This window comes from Ehrlichia chaffeensis str. Arkansas, assembly GCF_000013145.1.
GTDB classification, from domain to species: Bacteria; Pseudomonadota; Alphaproteobacteria; order Rickettsiales; family Anaplasmataceae; genus Ehrlichia; species Ehrlichia chaffeensis.
Genome location: NC_007799.1, coordinates 235,500 through 257,187, shown reverse-complemented (window position 1 = coordinate 257,187; position 21,688 = coordinate 235,500). Strand labels below are relative to the sequence as shown.

At 29.3% G+C, this 21,688-nt stretch carries 14 protein-coding genes; 7 read left to right on the top strand and 7 right to left on the bottom strand.

All coding sequences use genetic code 11. The features are described 5' to 3' along the window. Positions 1-1,124: 1,124 nt before the first annotated feature. The 7 genes from ECH_RS01105 to rnhA all read right to left on the bottom strand — a co-directional run bounded on the left by ECH_RS01105 (position 1,125) and on the right by rnhA (position 10,666). A complete protein-coding gene (locus tag ECH_RS01105) occupies positions 1,125-1,859 on the bottom strand; it encodes a hypothetical protein (protein ID WP_006010271.1) in 735 nt (244 codons plus the stop codon). Positions 1,860-2,411: 552 nt separating this feature from the next. Beyond that, positions 2,412-3,461, bottom strand: coding sequence for a hypothetical protein (locus ECH_RS01100; RefSeq protein WP_006010273.1), 1,050 nt, complete (start codon positions 3,459-3,461; stop codon positions 2,412-2,414). Positions 3,462-3,781: 320 nt separating this feature from the next. Further along, positions 3,782-4,432: a phosphatidate cytidylyltransferase gene (locus ECH_RS01095; protein ID WP_006010275.1), complete on the bottom strand. Its 651-nt coding sequence runs from the start codon at positions 4,430-4,432 to the stop codon at positions 3,782-3,784. Between the two features lie 829 nt (positions 4,433-5,261). Then, positions 5,262-5,819 carry a ribosome recycling factor gene (gene frr, locus ECH_RS01090; RefSeq protein WP_011452494.1) on the bottom strand — a complete coding sequence of 186 codons (558 nt, stop codon included), beginning with the start codon at positions 5,817-5,819 and terminating at the stop codon, positions 5,262-5,264. Between the two features lie 22 nt (positions 5,820-5,841). Next, complete coding sequence (gene pyrH, locus ECH_RS01085) at positions 5,842-6,576, bottom strand: UMP kinase (RefSeq protein WP_006010278.1); 735 nt, start codon at positions 6,574-6,576, stop codon at positions 5,842-5,844. A gap of 544 nt (positions 6,577-7,120) precedes the next feature. Further along, complete coding sequence (locus ECH_RS01080) at positions 7,121-10,108, bottom strand: DUF3971 domain-containing protein (protein ID WP_006010279.1); 2,988 nt, start codon at positions 10,106-10,108, stop codon at positions 7,121-7,123. Between the two features lie 117 nt (positions 10,109-10,225). Further along, positions 10,226-10,666 carry a ribonuclease HI gene (gene rnhA, locus ECH_RS01075; RefSeq protein WP_006010281.1) on the bottom strand — a complete coding sequence of 147 codons (441 nt, stop codon included), beginning with the start codon at positions 10,664-10,666 and terminating at the stop codon, positions 10,226-10,228. Positions 10,667-11,700: 1,034 nt separating this feature from the next. On the opposite strand from rnhA, the gene ECH_RS01070 reads away from it, so the two are divergent. The 7 genes from ECH_RS01070 to ECH_RS01035 all read left to right on the top strand — a co-directional run bounded on the left by ECH_RS01070 (position 11,701) and on the right by ECH_RS01035 (position 21,245). Beyond that, complete coding sequence (locus ECH_RS01070) at positions 11,701-12,495, top strand: hypothetical protein (RefSeq protein ID WP_011452491.1); 795 nt, start codon at positions 11,701-11,703, stop codon at positions 12,493-12,495. Between the two features lie 558 nt (positions 12,496-13,053). Then, positions 13,054-13,410 carry a hypothetical protein gene (locus ECH_RS01065; protein ID WP_011452489.1) on the top strand — a complete coding sequence of 119 codons (357 nt, stop codon included), beginning with the start codon at positions 13,054-13,056 and terminating at the stop codon, positions 13,408-13,410. Positions 13,411-14,289: 879 nt separating this feature from the next. Next, positions 14,290-14,892 (top strand): hypothetical protein, encoded by a 603-nt coding sequence (locus ECH_RS01060; RefSeq protein WP_226988426.1) that lies wholly within the window; start codon positions 14,290-14,292, stop codon positions 14,890-14,892. A 587-nt stretch (positions 14,893-15,479) separates the two neighbouring features. Further along, complete coding sequence (locus ECH_RS01055) at positions 15,480-16,496, top strand: hypothetical protein (RefSeq protein WP_011452486.1); 1,017 nt, start codon at positions 15,480-15,482, stop codon at positions 16,494-16,496. Positions 16,497-16,989: 493 nt separating this feature from the next. Beyond that, positions 16,990-17,559 carry a hypothetical protein gene (locus ECH_RS01050; RefSeq protein ID WP_011452484.1) on the top strand — a complete coding sequence of 190 codons (570 nt, stop codon included), beginning with the start codon at positions 16,990-16,992 and terminating at the stop codon, positions 17,557-17,559. Between the two features lie 567 nt (positions 17,560-18,126). Next, positions 18,127-19,221, top strand: a complete 1,095-nt coding sequence (locus tag ECH_RS01040) for a hypothetical protein (RefSeq protein WP_011452483.1) — start codon at positions 18,127-18,129, stop codon at positions 19,219-19,221. A 1,418-nt stretch (positions 19,222-20,639) separates the two neighbouring features. Further along, positions 20,640-21,245, top strand: coding sequence for a hypothetical protein (locus ECH_RS01035; protein WP_226988424.1), 606 nt, complete (start codon positions 20,640-20,642; stop codon positions 21,243-21,245). The last annotated feature ends 443 nt before the right edge of the window (positions 21,246-21,688 follow it).

The window sequence follows — 21,688 nt, the reverse complement described above, 5'->3', positions numbered from 1 at the left end:
GCAGAATACAAAATCACAGATTATAATCCACCAGTAATATGAACACCTACTTCAGCAAAAATATTGAAAAAGTTACAAAATTATATTACATAAAGTCATACAATAATAATAAAACATTAAAATACGAAAAAGTTGCTTAAACCTAGAAATAAAAGAAAACACATTCATAAATCTTTTGTTCTAAATTCCATTTCCCTTTAGAATAACATGTCTAAGACAAGTCTAAAACCCATGATTTTAAGATAAAACATATAAACATGTTTTACGAGAATATTTAGGATAAACTATACATTTACAAATTCATGCAGCTTACTAATAGAACAATTACTTAATACTTCCAGATTTTTAACAAATATACTATTACACTGAGTAAGTATGTACTAAAATTTTCAAAAAGTTAAAAATTAATAATATAGAACAACTTTTACACTAAAGTCATAAGCATTGCTACAAAAATCCAACGGTTCACTTTAGAAATCTTTTATGTAATTCTTCAAACTATTAAAATATCATAAACTATTAATAGAATTTACCTTATAAAAATTCTTCTACCTAATTTAAAATCTAATAAATTTAAATAAAATTTATAAATACAAACTATAATCATTTATAATTTAGTCTTCAATCGCCCATTTCAACTAACACTTAAGCAACATAAATGCTTTTTTAAATTTACACTAACTAACAATCTAGCTACTAAACAATCATACGTTATCTTACTTTACAATCTTTTACATTAATTTAGAACATGTTAAAAATATTAGTATAAGGGTGCTTTAATATTGAAAAATTCAATTTATGTAATTCTTACTACAGGTTAACGTACTTAAAATTATTCTTAATATCTAAATATATCAAATACATAAATAAAAGGTGCTTGAAATTACTATAGTTACTACAAATAAGGACATTTATAATTTAATTCAACCTCACTTTATAATTATCATCAAGAGTATTCATAGTTTCTTAAGCACATTTTCTTTTATACACATCAAATTCGTCTCAAATAATGAATATGAATCATATAAAATTATTCAATATAAATTATATTTCTTATGATATTATTCCTGTTAATGGAGCTTTAGCCCCATTAACAATTCATGTATGGTATACAAAACAATGTTTTAAGCAGCACTTAAACCAGGATTAGAAACTCCATCAACACTAGTATTACATAAACCGTTCCGCTTTGCTGCAGCAATTTCATTTTTTAACATAATTTTAAGCTTTTTTATACAAAACTCACTATTATATTTCACCACTTTACTTGCGTCATGCATTTTTAATACTCTCTCACAGACTTCAGAGCCCTTAACATCCGCATAAATGGCATCAGCTTTTCTCATGAAATCAGAGCTATTTTGATATAATTCTTCGAATAATGCTATAGTCTTTTTTATTTCTTTAATACTATCAGCAGAATCACAATCTTCTTGACCACTACGTATAGAATTACTAACAAATGCATAAGCTCTCATTATAGAACCACGACTTATGACCATCTTCGTAGCTAGTTGTTCTAATGCGCTCAAATGTTCTGAATCATGATAATTACCTATACTATAATGCTCTGTTGTAATACTATATAATGAACGCATAATAAGAGAAGTTGCATATCGAAACCTTAGTCTTTCACGACTATCATGTTTTAACGTATCTTCACTATATTTACTTAACACCCCTTGAACATATCTATTCGCTCCCCTACTAATCTTGCTTCTCTCTTTTTGTACAGACACAGCTTTATTAATTTTTTCACTTAACTTAATATATAAAAAAACTGGTAACATAATAGGAAAAAGTATAATAAAAAGAATTATATTTAAGGTTTTTTCCATTTTACTTAGATTGTCAGCCATAAAACACCTAAAAATTAATAATAAATATTAATATATTTTAGTACTATTTAATTTTTCTTACAAGATATTAAGAAAAAGCTTAAAAAAAACATCTTTTATTACTATTCTTTTACAAAAATAGTATTGATATTATGGTTAGATCATATAGTTATATAATTTAGGTTAACTTTTTTACATAATTTACATTTAAATATCAGCTAATTAGTAATACCCACTTTTTTTAATTAAAATATTTACTATTTGCTAAAATTAACACTATACTTAATATGTAAAATCACCAATAAACTCTTCATCTATGCAAAATTAAAAACAAATTACTAAAGAAAAAGTTTTAATACAAAAATATTTTATATACTACTATTTATATTTTAATAATTTTATTAAAATACTACTAATCATATATTTACAAAACAGTAACCATATAAAATTACAGAATATTTATTTTGAAAATGCATAAAAACAAAAGGCTTAAATGTTGTAATAATCTTTTAGTAATCACAAAATTAGTACTAATAATTACATAAAAAAAGTGTTTCATTACCTGTCAACATATTACTTATTTTTATCTGCACTACCCAAAGAAGTTATCAATTCTTCATCACTACTAGATAAAACAGAATCTGGACTATAAACCCTCCCTTGAGCTTCTTGATCACAACCAGACAACTCTCTTAAACCTATATTAGAGGAAGTACTATAAACAACACCACCTTCAGCTAAAGAAACTATAAACTTATTATATAAAATAAAGCCATCTTTTAGATCATTAATGCATGCTACTCTCCCACAATTTAATATAACTAATCGTGATCCTTTAGAGAAAGGCTGCCTATACTCTTGAGTAGATATCATAACAGATTTGAACAAAAGTGATATATCATATCCATATCTAAGTCCCAAGTCAGTAAGAGATTCATCATATACTGGAACTAATTCAGATATAGCTTTATCCTTCAAATCACATAAATAACGATTCTTATTAAAATCTAAGGGTTCTAATATATTAAAATTTTCACTTGATATTTTTGCTCGTTCTGTAGCAGGAACACTTGCCATACTCATTGACCTACACGGCTCTGATATTGCAGATTTTATATCGTCAACGTACTCCTGTATATTATAAGAAAAAAAATCAAGATTATGAACAGCAAGAGACATATGCAAAAAATCATCTCTTGCAATTACATTACTATACTTTATTAATTTCTGGCATAAACATCTCATCCTATTTAAAGTGTTTTTCACCTCATGTAATAACAATTTTGCAGAAAATACTAAATCATTTGTTTGTTCAGGATGAATACGCATATCAATAACACTATTATATACCTTAATTAAAGAAGTTATAATATTCAATACATCAAATTTTATAATTTCTACAACATCTCGATCTAAATTTACACGTTCCACCACAGCTTGGTCACTTAAAGCATCACAAGCATAACTAGCAAGTCTTAACAATGCTCCTGCATTTAAAGTAAATGGTCTATACAGCTCTGGTTTCTCATCTAATCTAGCACAATGCATACTGTATAACCTTCCACTTATCTCACCCAACTTTGAATAACAAGAGAAATATAAAAGGTTAGATATATTACGCATGAAAACCTCATAAATAAATTTCTAATACTTAAAAAATTAAGTAATTTATCTAATAAAAACATATAATTATAATAAATGCTAGAAATTTATTTAAAAAATTAACTGTATACAGGAAAAAACCTACATACTAACATCCTGCACTACTATTAATTAAATGAAGTTAAGCTTGTGATTTGATCACTTAAATAACCAAACAGTAAAAGGGGAAATATATATTAATTGGGTACATTTATATATGCTATAGTATTAACTAATACAACTAGAATACATGCAAAAAAAAACGTAAAAATTGTAATAAAAAATTAAAAAACTGGCAGCTATTATGCTAGAAAAAATTTAGAAAACTTCTGGACATAATAAGCAACCAACGGTGCAGTAAAAATAAAACTATCCATGCGGTCAAGAATACCCCCATGTCCAGGAATAAAGCTCCCACTATCTTTTACTTTACATAAGCGTTTTACATAAGATTCTGTAATATCACCAACTTGTGCAACAAATGCTATAAGAATACCTGCGATAAATGCATGGAATACAAAAAATATTCCAAAAATTACAGATATAACAACACTAATAAACGCTCCAGCAACTATACCTCCAAACAACCCTGCCCATGTCTTATTAGGACTGATCATAGGAACTATTTTTTTTTCGCCAATATTTTTACCAACAAAATATGCAGCTACATCTGTTCCCCAAATAACAAAAATCAACCATATCAGGATTATCTCTCCATGTAATAAATTATAAATATATACCAAAGATGCATAAGGTATTACTATCATAAAAAATGCAGGAATATAATATAATCTTCTACATTGCATAATATTAAACAACTCAACAGAAGAAACCATAGCAAGAAAAAAACACAAAATATAAAAGGCGATTCCTCCAAAATACAAAGATAAAGATACAACAGCACAAATCAATATAGAAGACAATGACCTTATAAACAAATTACCACTTACCATTGTTTCAACCAAATTATTATTAAACTTATACAAGATATTCTCTAATAAAAACAACCAATTATATCATAAATACAATTTAGTATAATGTTAACTAAAATCATAGAAAAACTAAATACATTTTATTTGTCTTTATTACATAATATTAAATTTATACAGACTAATATTAACGAATATTGCATTAAAAAATATAAAACTTTATGCTTATTATCCTCTATACTAGAGCGTACTTAATATATATTATTTTGTGTTGCAAGTTTAATAGTATGCAATTATTATTACAAAAAGTTCGAATTGATGTTTTTATTTAGACATTAATTAGAAATGTTAAATCTGGTACTATAAACCCTCAGAACTTCTTCATTTTTCTCCCTTCACTGATTCCTCTCAGGAGTGCACATATAACTGTATATTGCCAATACGCTATTGTTATAATAAGAATTATTTTAAAATACAGCTTATACCTTTCTTAAATAAAGAATATATTACGGAGTTATGGAAAAAACTCATGAAGTCTGGTACTACAACCCTCAGAATTTCTTCATTTTTCTCCCTTCACTGATTCCTTTGCAGGAGTGCATATATAACTGTATATTGCCAATACGCTATTGTTATAATAAGAATTATTTTAAAATACAGCTTATACCTTTCTTAAATAAAGAATATATTAGGGGTTATGGAAAAAAAAACTTATGAAGTAAGGATTACATATAAATTCAGATTAAGATAGTACTTCCTAATACTCAAAGTCATGCATCTATCAACTTTTTAAAAATTTATTCTTTGAAATATCAAAACAAAGCAACTGACTTCTGTAAAACCATAATTAGAATTAAACATGTAACAATTCCTTCTCCTTCGAAGTAAAAGCATCATTTACTTTTTTCATAATATCATCTGTGATCTTTTGTATTTCTACTCCAGCTACACGTAAATCATCTTCAGAAATCTCTTTACTATCTTGCATGACCTTTAATCTATCCATGATATCTCTACGTATATTACGGATAGAAACTCTACAGTCTTCTGAAATTTTACCCAATAACTTAACCAAATTTTTTCTCATATCCTGTGTCATATCTGGAACAGTCAATCGAATTGTTGTTGCTTCACAAGAAATCCCAAATCCAAGATTCGAATTCATAATTGCAGTTTTGATAGCCCCTATGTTGTTAGAATCCCATACTTTAATCATCAAGGTTTTATTATCAGATACAGATACACTTGATATTGTATTCAATTTTACACGTCCACCATAAGTTTCAACAACAATTCCATTCAATACAGAAGTTCTTGCTCTTCCAGTTCTAATACCATCAATATCACTTAAATATACAGATAAACTCTTTTCCATTCTACTTTTAGCATCTTGTTTAACTTCACTTATCATTCACTTATACCAATACTTTAACTTAATTATATATTGTCGTATACAAACCATCTCCACGGATTATATCCGCAAAACTACCAGGTTGACCCAGATTAAATACAATAATAGGTACTGAATGCTCTCTAGCCAAAGAAACAGCAGCAACATCCATAATTTTAAGATCTAACGATAATAAATCACGATAAGAAATTTTATCATATCTTACCGCATCAGCATTTTTTTTAGGGTCAGCAGAATATACCCCATCAACCTGTGTACCTTTAAATATAGCATCACAACCCATTTCTATACCACGTAACGCAGCTGCAGTATCTGTAGTAAAGAATGGGCTACCTACTCCGGCAGCACATATAACTACTCTCCCTTTTTCTAAATGACGTATAGCACGTCTTCTAATGTATGTTTCACAGACAGCAGTAATAGGAATAGCTGACAAAACTCTAGATTGAACATTTACTTTTTCCAAAGCATTCTGTAGAGATAAAGCATTCATCATAGTAGCTAGCATTCCTATATAGTCATTACTAGCTCGCTCAAATCCAAAAGATGCTGAGGCTGATGCACCACGGAATATATTTCCACCACCTACAACCAAACACAGCTGTACTCCAAAACTATGGACTTCTTTGAGATCATGAGATAGCTTATCCAGCACCTCTATATCACACCCAAAGCCTTTTTTTCCCATTAACGCTTCACCAGACACTTTTAGTAAAACTCTAGAATACTTAACTTTAGTAGCAGAGGCCTCACTCATTAACTTTCCTTTTCTTAGCTAGTAACTAAAATATAGCAAACACAGATACGATAAATTATATCTTAGCTACAAAAAGATGCAATATACAAATTCCCAATATCATAAATTTATTATGATCAATAGTAGGCACATAATTGCTATTCTTATTTTTCTTATCAGCATTTAATTTATCTTTATCAATCAATTTAAATATCGCAAAAAATCATTTCACATATATACAAACAGAAAAATCAATTTTTCAAATTCTTTTCATATCTATAAGTTCACCATAATAATATTTTCCTACAATCAATTACTTAACTACATGAATTCAGTAATATGTATTTTACATCATTTAATATACTAAAATCCGTTCCCGCATGTAGTTTAGACATCATTCCGCTGATTATTTAATAGTAAACTTTCAATCACATGAACTTTTCCTAATAACATGACACGTCGTTTATATACAACACATATTAACTATGATCTTATATATGAAATTATACCGAAATCTATATAAGTGCTACTAATATTAAAATTAACCTAAACAAGAAAAAATTTTTTATGATACCATTCTCACCTGATTATTTACCTTATTAACAGATGATCTTTTCTTGACATGCTCTTTTTTTAACAATTTACTATCAAATATTTTTAATACCCTTTTTAATAAGTTAGGTGTCAAAATAGACATCAAATTGACTGATAAATCATGATCTTTATCTGTACCTTTTACCTTGTAATCTATAGCGATAACACCACGACTTTGTCCTCCGGTTAACAACTTTCCAATAATTGGAGTTTGCCATATAATTTTATTAATCACATATGCAGGAATTATTTGTCCTTTTATGTTAAACATCTTTGTATTTAGATCAATTTCCCCACCTAAACTAATACCTAACTCAGAACCCTCTATCCAAGACTCATCTATACTTATTAAGTTATCTTGATAAGTAAATGGTGCATTCAATGCATTGAAATATATTCCTTTACCATTTAATGTATTAACTACTCCTTTTAGTGAGGATAATGTTAATATTTGAGCCAAAATGGAAGCATTTACAAGATGAAAATTTGTTAATGAAAACATACCAGAAGTTATTTCACCAGCTTTTACCGGATACATATAGAAAGATAATTTTCCTTTATCTACAACTTTTAAAATATCTATCGCACGAAGAAGTTCCCCTGCATTATCAGTATTTATTTCTAATCCAATAGGCCCATACTCTAAACTAAAATTACTATTATCTAGAAAATTTCCTGTCAATTTTATTTCATTACAAACAGTATCATAACAACTTAATTTGAAATCTACATTATTAGCTACAACATTATTTTTCATCATAACGCGACTTACATTGACATCAATTTTAGTTTGTTGCATCGGAGATTCCCCTTTCATCATCTCAGAAAAATCAACAGTACTTAAATCTAAAGATTCCCCGAATACTTTTACTGTAATAGAATCATTACTCCGCTTTAACTCAGCTGTAATATCTGTATCTTTCAATTTTACCTTATTTAATAATAATTCTAAATTGGCTCCCGTTTTACCACTGAGTTCTATATCTACACCTTTACCAACTATAGATGCACTATCTATTTTAATTTCTTTCTTATCCTGAAATGAAGCAGAAAACTTTACTACACTATCAAAATTATTATGTGTTAATCCATCAAAGTGAATTTTTAACTGAGAAAGATCAACATCCCCTGTAATGACTGTATTATTGGCATTAATATCCCATTGAAGGTTTGACTTCATTACTCCTGAACAATCTCCATATTCAAAAATTCCTAACTCCTTTATATTGTCCGCTGAAATATACCCTGCAAATTCATAGTGAAATTTATAATTATCTTGCAAATTTCTATCCACTTTCAAAGACATAGGAAAGCCATTCATATAACCCTGAGTATTTATATTCACATCGTTATCATGTAATGTAACATCAACCTTAGCATCATAAACATCAAAAGTATTCAAAATACTACCAGCTTTAAAAGATTCAATTTGTGCATGTATATAAGATACATAATCTACAATATCGTCATTTAGTAAATTAAATATCTTAAAATCAAAGTTAGTATGAGACTTACCAAAAATTTTGTTATTATCTAACAGTATAAATTCATCTTTATTTACAGCTTTATATAATTGCTTTACGTCACCCACAGAACTACCACTAATGGTCATCACTGCATTTTCATCTTTTAAATTATCTATTTTTAATATTCCATCTTGAATAACTACACCTTTAAAATCCGAATTATCAGAAGTAATAATAAATTGATTATCACGTAAATATAATTTACCATGCACTATACGCACTGGATCAAAATTATGGTTGAATTTTATCGAAACATTTTCTATATTTGCACTAACATTATAGTTTGAAAGATCATTATAGATGAACATACCATCGCGTTTTCCTTTAATTTGAAGTTTCAGATCAGTAATTTTTCCGTCTGTCACATTAGTACAATACCAACGATTTAAATCAGGATATAAATTAACAAACCAGTAATCACACAGCGTCTTTGGAAATATAACATCAAAATTAAAAGTCAAGTCCACATTTTCGTTATCAATCATTCCAGTAGCAACTATTTTACTTTGATCTAACAATAAAAAAAAATTTTTCACTGATAGAATATCATTTTGATATACTAATCTAGTCCTAAAATCATGGATGTAGCATTTACGAGAAGAAACACAAGGAACAACACCTTTTATTCTTTGAATATTTACATCACCATATGTAATTTCATCATGTTCATCAATTCTCAATACAATATCACCACTAAAATTTAAATTATCATACAGCGGAAGCTTTGCATTTAAATTACCTAAATATCCTAATACCTTAGTATTAAAATTACCATATGATATCTCAAAAGACATTATACCTTTGTAGTGTTCATGCACTGTCATACTGATGAAAGAATTGTCATTTTCGACATTAAAATCAATAGTATTTTTATCATACCCTTTATTCATTTTGACACTAAGTTGTTTTATCATTAGATCTTCCTTACCATGTTTAGCAAGAATAGCATTACTAATAAATACTGGTATATCGAGTTTGATTGCCTTTAACAGCATATCTTTAAGAATTTTTACAGAATTCTCTACAAGATTTATTCCAACTTTTTTTTGAATGTCATAGAACTCAATACGGATTTTAGGAATATCAATATAAGAAAAATCACAATTTCCCCACAAAAATAATATCCCAACTCTAGAATATAACAGGAACTTAGGTATTGTAATATTTGCCCCAAGCTTAGGGCTTTTAATAGTAAGATTTTGTGATGATAATATAAAATTTTCACTCTTATTTTGCCAAGTTAACGTAGTACTACCTATATCTATCTCAGAACCAGGAAAAACCGTAGCAAGTTTATGTTTTACATAAAAATTCAAAAATTTTGCATTAATCTCTATAACATCTCTATCACGAACATACAGGTAGGATACACTACACACAATAGAGATCATCAGTATAAAAAATAATCTTATAAACTTTTTTTTTTTTAGCATAATAAACACTAAATTAATACACAGCGGTGTTATCTATACATATTACTCAAAAGATATATTTACTTTACTACACTGATCTAATGTTCTAGAAATGTAAACATAAGGACATGATAAAATTCACCTGACAATCTGACTACGTGCAAGCATATCTGCTTTCTGATTATACAAATCCCCTACATGAGCTCTAACCCAATACCAAGTAACTTTATGAAAATTAGCGAGACTATCTAATTCTAACCACAGTTCCAAGTTTTTCACTGGCATCTTATTAGCAGTCTTCCATCCATTAACCTTCCATTTCCTGATCCACAATGTAATACCATCTTTAACATATACGCTATCAGTATACAAATCAACATTATATGCTACTTTTAATAACTTCAGTGCCTCAATAACCGCTGTTAACTCCATCCTATTATTTGTAGTATCGGAATCATTACCACAGATTGTCTTTTCATTATCATCAAACAGCAAAACTGCTGCCCATCCTCCAGGACCAGGGTTACCAGAACATGCTCCATCAGTATAAATAACTACTTTATTCAGTTCATCTTTCATGTTAAATATATACAAAACAATCCTGATCTTAAGGATAACATCTAATATTGACTATATCAACACTGAAAACAAGCATCTATTCATACAATAACAAATATACTCTTCCTTATTAAAATTTTATCAGAAAATTTCTTTAATTAGGCAACATAATATAATTATGAATTAACTGTTCTTTAAAAAATATTTTTAAAACATAATTACACTACGTATTCAATAACAACATGTTAAATAATATAACAATCTAAGAATATATAAATTTTGTAATCACATTTTTATATCTCAATACTAAATCTAATGAAAAAATGCTATAAGCTCATGTTGAATTTCATGTCGAAATAAAAAATAACCGCAAAATCAACAATGATTCATCTTACTCAGCATAAAAAACTTCACTTAATTCAACACAAATTAAGCTCTTTGTCAAAAAACACTTTTTCATACCATTAAACTTTAGTAACAAAAAATGTACGCTTACGACATAAATAGTAAGCATTACTTACATGTACTAAAACTAAGCATTATCCTCAAAATCAATAATGTTATCATTGACTATGAATATCTAACAAAACGAGTATTACTATCAAAAAATCAATTTTTACGAGAAAAAGTTTTACTTTAAAAAAATACTAATGTATAATTAATAAGAGGTGTAGGGTTAATTAAATTTAGCCCAAGTAAGCATACTTTAAGTATTATAAATAGCAATTAGCTTATACAGCTAAATACTAAGTAGTGTTTGTTATAGTTTCCTTTAATAAAATTCAGTGTATATCTATAACAAATGCTACTGGTGTTTTTATAGGTAGTTAAAACATTTGGCATTTTCCTAGTACATAATGTTATGCATGAGGTTAAATTAAGTAACTAACTAGCTTTCAATTCAATGAAATCATATTATTTTAGGGGTATGTAGTAAAAATAATCTAACAAATCAAGAAGGAGTTTGCGATTACATACTATTACATTATTATCTATCTAGCAGACCAAAGTTAACTTTACATACTGTGTAATTCTTTCAATTCATAGGTAAAAAAATGCCAACAACACTAGGGACTGTAGCTAGTAGTATTTTAAATACTACTAGTAACACAACAAACGGTACAATAACAGCTACTGCAGAAAGTACCAGTTCTATTCTAGAATCAACAACAAATACCGCATCAAATATTTATAATACAACAACCTCTGCAGTAACCTCAGCAATAGAAACTACAGCCAGCAATGCTTTTAATAACGTTACTAACATAACAAATAGTATAATAACAACTTCCACAGAAAGTATCAGTTCTTTTATAGAATCAGCAACAAGTACCGCAAACAATATTCATAATACAATATTCTCTGGAATAACCTCACCAACAGGGAATATCACAAATACTACTAGTATTACTAATACAACATCCAATGATAACAAACAGGAGACCACCTTAGCGCTCATAGGCATATTCTTTTTTTCCTTATTATTATTAGCATTTATTATCTGTATTCACTCAAAACATACAAGAGCCAATCAACGTCATCAAGACGAAGAGATACCATTAACAGAAGAAAATTCCGACAAAAAAAAGGGATACAAAAAACATGGTGATGTTATTAGGTTTGACGATGGTAGTGTGCTACCAGTATCTGTAAGATGCGATGAGAATACAGATGTTAGGCACGGTCGCTCACCACGTGTTATAGAAACAAACGACTCGGTTACACCTGTGTACAATTTTTCAAACGGACCTAGCTCTCGATTAACAGACCTACTAGATGACTTTGTTCAGAGTGTAGATTATGGTATAGCTCACGCTCGTCAAGCATGTGGTAGATTTTTTCGCAGATAAAAAGAACCTTTTTTTCTCTATAACTATTTACACGAAATATTCTTTTCAAACGACCCACCTAGCTCTCAATTAACAGACTTATTGATGACTTTGTTTACGGTGTAGATCATAGTATAAAGTTAAGCTCGTCAAGCATGTTGTAGGCTTTTCACAGATAAAAAGAATCTTTTTTCTTTATAGCTATTTACAAGAAGTATTCTTTCAAACGGAACACCTGGCTCTCAATTAACAGACTTATTAATGACTTTGTTTACGGTGTAGATCATAGCATAAAGTTAAGCTCGTCAAGCATGCTGTAGGCTTTTTGCAGATAAAAGGAACCTTTTTTAACTATTTACACAAAATACTCGTGATGTGCATTACATACTATTGCATTGTAATATCACAACATTAATCATATACTTAGTCGTTAACTCATTTCCTAAAGTACCAACAAAACAAAATATACCCATAATTAAAAAAAGTTCACTACAGAAGGATTTTTTTATATTTAAATATTGAATTTAATTTATTAACCTATATAAATAAAAATATAAAATTAAGTTTTTTAATATAATTATGAATAATACGAACATAACTAATTCTACACAAAGTAACAATAGTACTAATAGTGATAACTCAGTTACAATCTATGCACCCATTATAGCAATAACGTGTTTATTTATACTGATGATTATTATATGTCGCCGTATGCACAGGAACAGAGAAAATCAAGTAAGTACTACTGCACCATCTCGTAGTACTAGTTTTGAGATTAGAAGACATACTAACTTTACTAACTATGTACTATATGACTCATTTTATGAACCTGAGCTAACTGACAGAGAAGTTATGGCATTAGTAGATGTAGATGCACCACACAATAACACTAGAAGACATAATAATAGTAATTCTACTAACGCTTCAGGAAGATAAGGTAGATAATTTTATTCATTCTGTTCTTATAATGCTTCGATGAAAAATGACATCACAAGTATGATTAACGACAAGCTTATAGATCATTGTAAATGCTAGTTATATAAACAACATAGTAAATACTGTATGATACATATTACTTAGTTTCTATATAGTTAAGGTAGTAAAGACAATTTATAGTTTTATACAGTAACATTATACATACATTCATACAATAAATATCTATTCTATGGAAGGAGTATAAGCGAATTTTTTATACTATCATACTATAGGTTTAATCAGATTATCTCTAATGTTACACTTATTCTCATTATCTTCTATAAAGATCCTTTTGTTGATTTGATGTGTATATTACACATCAATTCTATTTTTTAGAGTACTAAAAATTTTATATATCAATAATAAATCTGATAACATAATTATAAAAACACTAACTAATAGTATGACAGCATGAAAAAATTCACTTGTACTCCTTCCATAGAATAAGAATAGAGATCCATTGTACTATATGACCACTACAAATGCAGATTCTTTCTAAAAATATTCTCCTACTCCTATTAGTTAGCATATATTCCAGTTTCAGCAATACAAAGTAAGAATTACATTTTATAAAGCATTACATGCTTTTAAGTAAAATCATCTTTTGAAGCTTCTATTAAAAGAATTACTTTAATAACTTTTCTATAATTATAGAATTACACACGCAAATCAGGATTCAACACAAATCTTGTTATATCACCAACTCATATGAACTGAAATAAAAAAATTGACTAACAAACAGTACTAACCTACAATCAACAGGTGTACTTACATAAATCTAGAAAGTACATCTCTCTTTTATCAATTAAAGTATATAATCATTATTCAGGTAAGAAAACTATGGTGAATAATACAACAAATGCCACGACAACTACACAAGGCACTCCTACTAATACTTCCCCATTAAGCACAATTGTAAGCAGCGTTCAATCCACAGCAGAAAACCTAAGCTCTGCTATCTCTTCTACAGTTACTGATATTGTCAATGCTACATCAGAAGCTGCAAGTACAGCATTTCAAAATTTTACTAGTAGTGTCACACAATCTACAAGCAGTCCAACATCTTCCACTACAGCAGGCACTTTCACTACAAATAATTCTACATCAAGCAATATTACTGAATCTATATTTAATACTACAACAAATGCTGCTAATACGACAACAAATCAACCAGAACAAGATCAAACATTTCTTATTACTTGTTCTATAATAATGTTGTTAGCAGCAATAATAGTGATGATATATCACTGTTGTTATTTACCTAATGCACATCGTCGACACAGAAGGCTGCGGCACAGCAGCGATGGGACATTAGAAGAATCACTATCGCAGTTCGAACTGCAACTCCATGACTATGATGATACAAACAACGAACTCACCCCCCCCCCCCTCTTCACAACCAGAAGGTCCAATTTTACGTACACCACATTCTCACACAACTGACCAAAACAATGAGAGTGATATTTTCGCTTCATCAGACGAAGATGAGCACGAAGAAATAAGCACAGTATTACAGGCGGTCAACACACAACGGTATCACGATAATAGGGCAAGTAAATCCCAATAATTAACATATATTTCTACAACAGTTCAGGAGGAAGTAAACTACCTAGTGCTCCCTCAGGATGTAGAACATATATAGTTCTAATATATCCCTATTATTATTTAGCTGTTTACCACGAAAAATTTGAGTCAACAGATACATATAAACCTATCTACTAAAACACAATAAATTATCTTTTTTTTTTCAACACTTCAATGTTGTAAATAACTAACAGCTTCTACCAATTTAATTTCTCTTATCAAAAGCTATATATGACAAATAATTTTCCATTAAATCTTACTATAGTTAACTCATACTCACTGAAATAATAAAAAATTGACTAATTAAGTAATATCAACTTATTTATTAATAGGTGTTTTTATCCTAAACTGGACAATGTTTCACTCTTATTAATTAAGTCATTAGATTTATTTATATATATTTTATGGTCAATACTACTACCCCTCCCTCAATAACCACAAATCCTATGAACAGTACAACAAGTAGTGCTACAGTAACCACATCATCTACAAACAGTACACTTCTTAGTTCTACAATAAATGCAGTATCAAGTAGTACTCAATCTATAATGAACAACACAACAAGTGCTATTAGTGAGACAGCGCAAGCTATAGCAGATACAACAAGTAATATCGCTTCTACCATAACTTCTACAATAACTAATACTACTAACAACATAAGAGAAGGTGTGAATTACACATTAAATACAATATCAAATAGTATTATCAACACTACTATAGAAACCACAACAGCATCCACAACAAATTCTACTACACCACTCACTTCTAACACTACATATCCTACAACAAATTCAACAAACAGTACCCTTACACTTAACACTACAAGCAACACATCCTACCTATTCAAAGAACCCTCTGACTACTTTAAGACTGGATTAATGTCATTCCTATGTTTTGTTTCAATAGTCTTTGTACTCTATGTCCTATTGAGTGCCCTATTTAATAATAACCAACAACAAATAAGGCAAAATCCATCAATTGATGAAGGGTATGTATCTTGTAATTCTTCAGCGTTAGCATCAAATAATAGTACATCACATTCATCTAACCTTGATAGTGAAAACAATGAAAATGATGCTCATTCTACTTCAGGTGAAGATGATGAAGAAGCTAGTATAAATCTATCTTTATTAGCCAACAATTCAGTACAATTTCATAATGAAAATGATGCTCATTCTACTTCAGATGAAGAAAATGAAGAAGCTAGTATAAATCTATCTTTATTAACCAGCAATTCAGTACAATTTCATAACGAAAATGATGCTCATCCTACTTCAGATGAAGAAAATGAAGAAGCTAGTATAAATCTATCTTTATTAACCAGCAATTCAGTACAATTTCATAACGAAAATGATGCTCATTCTACTTCAGATGAAGAAAATGAAGAAGTTAGCACAAATCTATCTTTATTAGCTAGCAATGCAGTACAATCTCATGGAGACAATCAAGTCACTAAATTATAATAACTAAACAATTAAATACAATTGCGTCGTATTATAGGTTAAAATTTTTATATCCGTTACTTTTATCCAGCTTAGTAATTTTTAATAATATCACACAGTTTTTAACCAGATGAAGAAAACAAATTAACCCAATGTTCTATAACATATGATTATGTAGTCTTTTTAGAATATAATGCTACTAACTATCACTTTTTTATTTAAGCCTTCATTGATCCAGCTTTTATTGCAAAAAACTTGAGTAATATAGATATACGCTATCTTTTTCTACCATAAACAACCAAATGCAATAGAAAGTTATTGCCCTTGTTATATTATCAGCTCATATGAACTAAAATCATAAAAAAATTGACTAACTAACAGTATTAAGTTATCATTTGCAGGTGTGCTTATCTAAAAATGGAATACATTTGTATTAATCAAGTTATCCATAAGTCACTAGCATAAATAATTCTAGTAAATAGACCTCTTAATTCATTCAATTAAGTAAAAGATTATGACAAATGAAACAAACTTAACAACAAATCCTACTGGAGCACTGACAACAACACAGGGAACATTATCGAATATTACCACTCCTTCCAGCGATACTGCTGAAGACATGGCAACGACGATATTCTATAGTATTATTCTTATAGTTGTTTTTATGATTGCTGTAGTAAAGTTGTTTTTTCCAACGCGCACTGATCCTTATAATAATTTACTTCTTGATAGTGAAACTGAAACTGAAACTGGATATAGTGATAGTGATACCGACCTTGACAGTGAAGAGAACATACCACTGTTGGAGAATGCACATCTTACACTAATAGATGACGAAGAGGAAGAAAACATAATCTCACTTATCAACTTAACAGAGGTTCACGTTACAAACACACACGGACGCAACACAGATACTAATGATACTGAAAGTAATAATGGCCTTGATGATGATGATGAAATACCACTGTTGTTGCATGGAAGTCTTAGACTGATGAATGAAGAGGATAATAATGTAAACCCATCTGTAATCTTAACAGACGTTTGCACTACAAATACACAAGAGAGCGGCTCTATACATAAATAACGAAACTAATGTACAGCTATCATATTATTCAAAATGAATATAACTTATATTACACATTTTTCAAACCTAGCAAGAAATAAACTCTTACTATATTAGAAAAAGAGCAGTATCAAGTAGTACTCAATCTAAGTATGGTAGCTATTATGTTTTACAATAACATGAAAAAGCTCTTTTAGAGTATGATAATAACGATATTTTTTGCTCACAAACAACATGTAATTCACATCAGCATATTTATACTTAGGTATCAACTTACAATGTATTTATTACATAAATACACTATATGATTTACAAAACACACCTATCTATTAATAATAATTTGAAGTACAATAAAAAATTTTTTTCAAAACCAACTCTTTTTCTTACGATATAAGCTTTACATAAGCTTATAATTACAGATCAAGTCACCACAATTATTACACAAACATAAGCTCAATCAAATCAACTAGATAATCATAACCATATAATATATACGAAATACAACTCTAACAATTTTTACTTGTTTTTTAATCAGTAAACGGTTTATAATTAAATAATTTCTATCTATCTTTTTCATGGAGAATAACAGTGAGAAGCATAACAGATCCACGTATTGTTGTACAACAAGAAGCAGATCAACAACAAGAAGTTCAACAACAAGCAGACCAACAACAAGCAGACCAACAACAAGAAGTTCAACAACAAGAAGTTCAACAACAAGAAGTTCAACAACAAGAAGCAGCTCAACAACAAGCAGCAGCTCAACAACAAGCAGCACTACTACAACAAGCACTACAACAAGAAGAAATGCTACGACAACAAGCAGAACGACAAGAAGTAATACTACAACAACAAGAAGCAGAACAACAACAAGGCGGTAGTCCGGTTCCGGGAGGCCGACCATCAACAGTATTTAGTAGACATGCAAAAAACTTGAAAAGAGCTATACTTAACCAATGCTTGATGTTAGTCACAGATCTCTATCTTATACTATTTGTACCAGTCATAGTTGTCGGTATAGTAGTAATGATGCTACGTCAGTTTATGATGATATTCAATGAGACATTTATTCTTCCTTGGGCTCTATCTTGTAATTATGCACGCAGTACTAATCAGGAACCTTTACCAGAAGAGCCAGAATATGATGATATATCTGTTTATGGAGACTCTGATGTAATCTTCCCTTCACCTAGCGTAAGAAATCCGTTTCGCAGACTTTCAGATTCTGCTAGGAATCATCTACAGTATGTCAGCAAAAAGCTATCAGCTGCAGCTCTATGTTTTGTTATAATTATGCTATCACCAATATTCATAGGAATTTTAGCATGTACAATGGTATACCGTCTTGCTACAATATTGATTAACATTGTGGCATTCCTTTTTGCTAAATGTTGTAGTTGCATTGCTGATGCGTATAATAGCAGACAACAACAACAATATATTCCTGTTCCACAAGAAGAAACTTGTGATTCTACAAGTCACGGAGAAGAATGTAGCAGTAGCGATACATATGCTACGCCTTCAGAAGGACACTCTTCAGGATCACAAGAAGCAACAACATCACCACACCCGACAGAACAACCAGAGCCACTATCTACATTAATAACACAACATGGACCAGTAGAATCACTTATACTTAACGCAGCTGAAATCGCACATAGTCGGAGAATAATTTATCCATAATACTGCGCGAAGGTTTGTTGATAACTTTGTAATTTATTGTGTTATGATACATAGTTTGCAAAACGTAATTTTTACTAATAACAAACTTCAACATATAAACTGAAAGATTATGAAAAAAGTTTTATTATTAGCTAATTTTACTCAACCTCTCCTTTTATAAAGCCATTTTTATACAAGTTTAATTTAAATCAATACCTACACCTCATGCATAACTATAAGACTATCAATTAAATACATAAAAGACAAATTTTATATGTACTTAAAATGCATTAACATCACAACAGTAAGCATTACACTAACGGTCATTATGTCATTTTAAAATTACGTATTTTATACATTATCAATAAAAAATATATTTAGAGTACAAGGTTTACAAATTCCAATAACAGTAAGAGGACGTAGCATTACTTAAAACCTTAATAAGTTTTTTAGGTTGTGTGCACAATGTCATAAATAAAAGCAGTATTACAAAACAACAAAGTTAATGCTCTTTTCTTGATTATTTCTTGACTTAGCAATATTTACATCACTCGCTGTAACAGCTGAATAGGTCTTATGCGTATTTAAATAAAAGCAGTACTAAAAAACAGCAAAGTTGATGTTCCCTCTTGATTATTATTTTCTTGACCTAGCCAATATTTGCCATTCGCTGCAGCAACTGAACAGGGCTTATGCGTATCTAAATAAAAGCAGTGCTAAAAATAATAAAGCAGATATCCTTCTCTTGATCATTATTTCTTTAACCACACAATACTTAATCATCCATCATTGTAACAGATGAATAAGGCTTATGCGTACTTTCAGACCATGTTGCACACTACAATACTCACTTGCCTTTTAAAACATGTCATTTACTTATTACCACCAAATAACTTGGAACTAGAGAACAGTTAGCTAACCAATAAAAACTAATGGAAAAAACTTCAAGTATTTGCACACATGGAGAATATATTATCACTTCACCTAATATCAGCACAACAGATATCGATTATACACCATAACATACACGAGCAAGTTCCTGCACAATAGTAAAATCAAATTAACCAACACTCACTAAAATAATGAATACTTCACCATTACAATAGGTAAACTATTACTAGTATTAGCAACTCAGCCAATATACTTTATAAATTAATTTCAGAACAATAACAAAACTCTAAACTTCATCCAGAGTTCATTCTAAGCAATTCAAAATTCTTCTTATTACAGTTAACATCAAATCAATTAACATACATACTTTTTTCTGTATCCATTATATAGCTCATGACTACAATTTGTGAAAATTACCAACAGCAAAAATTCTTAAAATATAAGAATTTCTTGTACAAATCTTACACTTGTCAACAATATATTAACACAATATAATCACAAACATTATACTTGACAGTATATATATAGTTAAAAAATTGAGGGATAAAGTGAAAGATTTATCAAATAATAATAACTCACGCAATTCCAATCCTATATGGAACATATTGCGTTCAATATTTACCACGCTAGGAAACTGGGGAAACATGTTAGCAAATGTATTACCTAGAATACTAATATCAGGAATAGTACCACCAATAATACCAACCAATGCAACGAACAATAACCCCCAACACAATGAAAACAGCTCTACGACGCATTCTAATGAGAACACACAAAGTTCAGACCATAATAACATGGAGCAGCATACCAGCCAAAGCGAGATTCCAGTTTTGCAATCTAGTGCTAACTTAGACAGTCTCAGTGATATAGAAGAAACTCCAAGACGGAATAATGAAGACGAGATTCCAGTTTGGGAATCCAGTACTGACTCAGATGGTATTAGTGATACAGAAAACATGCCAATAGATAGTCATGAACAACATGATTCAGATACGGTAAGTAACGACACTAATTCAGACATAGAATTCATCTCAGAGGAAGATGTCCTAGAAGCATCAGGTTTTTTTATAGTTGATATATGTGATAATCCTAATAGTAGTGTTACACATATAGACTTGCAATCAGGATCACAGGATATGGTATATCGTCCTTAAAGATTAGAAAAATACCTTATTATTGGATTTTCAAACGTAGTTCAAACACTTATACATTTATTAATTCAATGAAAAAAGTATAGGTCTTTATTAGTGGAAAGTTGTAAACTGGGATTTACAAGTGAATTACTTTTGAATATATGTTCAATATAAGGTATTTTTACTAAACAAAAGATACTTACTTATAACTTAAATCAATATAAAACTTTTATGTTATACTGTTATAATGTTAATCAACATTCAAGCTTTTATTTAACCATAAACTTAGAAATTACAATGAAAGAACAATTCCACACAATAAAATTTGATGTATACTACAAATGCAATTCACAAATATAAGTCTTATTATATCAACTATACATGTCTTTGAAATATAGACTTCTTAATACATTTTTATAGACTATATTTTCTGCTTACAATATCAACTATTAAAATCATTAAAC

Bases quoted from the DNA above. Each gene is read 5' to 3' on its own strand.
- ECH_RS01105 (WP_006010271.1), bottom strand. From the start codon at position 1,859: ATGGCTGACAATCTAAGTAAAATGGAAAAAACCTTAAATATAATTCTT.
- ECH_RS01100 (WP_006010273.1), bottom strand. From the start codon at position 3,461: ATGCGTAATATATCTAACCTTTTATATTTCTCTTGTTATTCAAAGTTG.
- ECH_RS01095 (WP_006010275.1), bottom strand. From the start codon at position 4,432: ATGGTAAGTGGTAATTTGTTTATAAGGTCATTGTCTTCTATATTGATT.
- frr (WP_011452494.1), bottom strand. From the start codon at position 5,819: ATGATAAGTGAAGTTAAACAAGATGCTAAAAGTAGAATGGAAAAGAGT.
- pyrH (WP_006010278.1), bottom strand. From the start codon at position 6,576: ATGAGTGAGGCCTCTGCTACTAAAGTTAAGTATTCTAGAGTTTTACTA.
- ECH_RS01080 (WP_006010279.1), bottom strand. From the start codon at position 10,108: ATGCTAAAAAAAAAAAAGTTTATAAGATTATTTTTTATACTGATGATC.
- rnhA (WP_006010281.1), bottom strand. From the start codon at position 10,666: ATGAAAGATGAACTGAATAAAGTAGTTATTTATACTGATGGAGCATGT.
- ECH_RS01070 (WP_011452491.1), top strand. From the start codon at position 11,701: ATGCCAACAACACTAGGGACTGTAGCTAGTAGTATTTTAAATACTACT.
- ECH_RS01065 (WP_011452489.1), top strand. From the start codon at position 13,054: ATGAATAATACGAACATAACTAATTCTACACAAAGTAACAATAGTACT.
- ECH_RS01060 (WP_226988426.1), top strand. From the start codon at position 14,290: ATGGTGAATAATACAACAAATGCCACGACAACTACACAAGGCACTCCT.
- ECH_RS01055 (WP_011452486.1), top strand. From the start codon at position 15,480: ATGAACAGTACAACAAGTAGTGCTACAGTAACCACATCATCTACAAAC.
- ECH_RS01050 (WP_011452484.1), top strand. From the start codon at position 16,990: ATGACAAATGAAACAAACTTAACAACAAATCCTACTGGAGCACTGACA.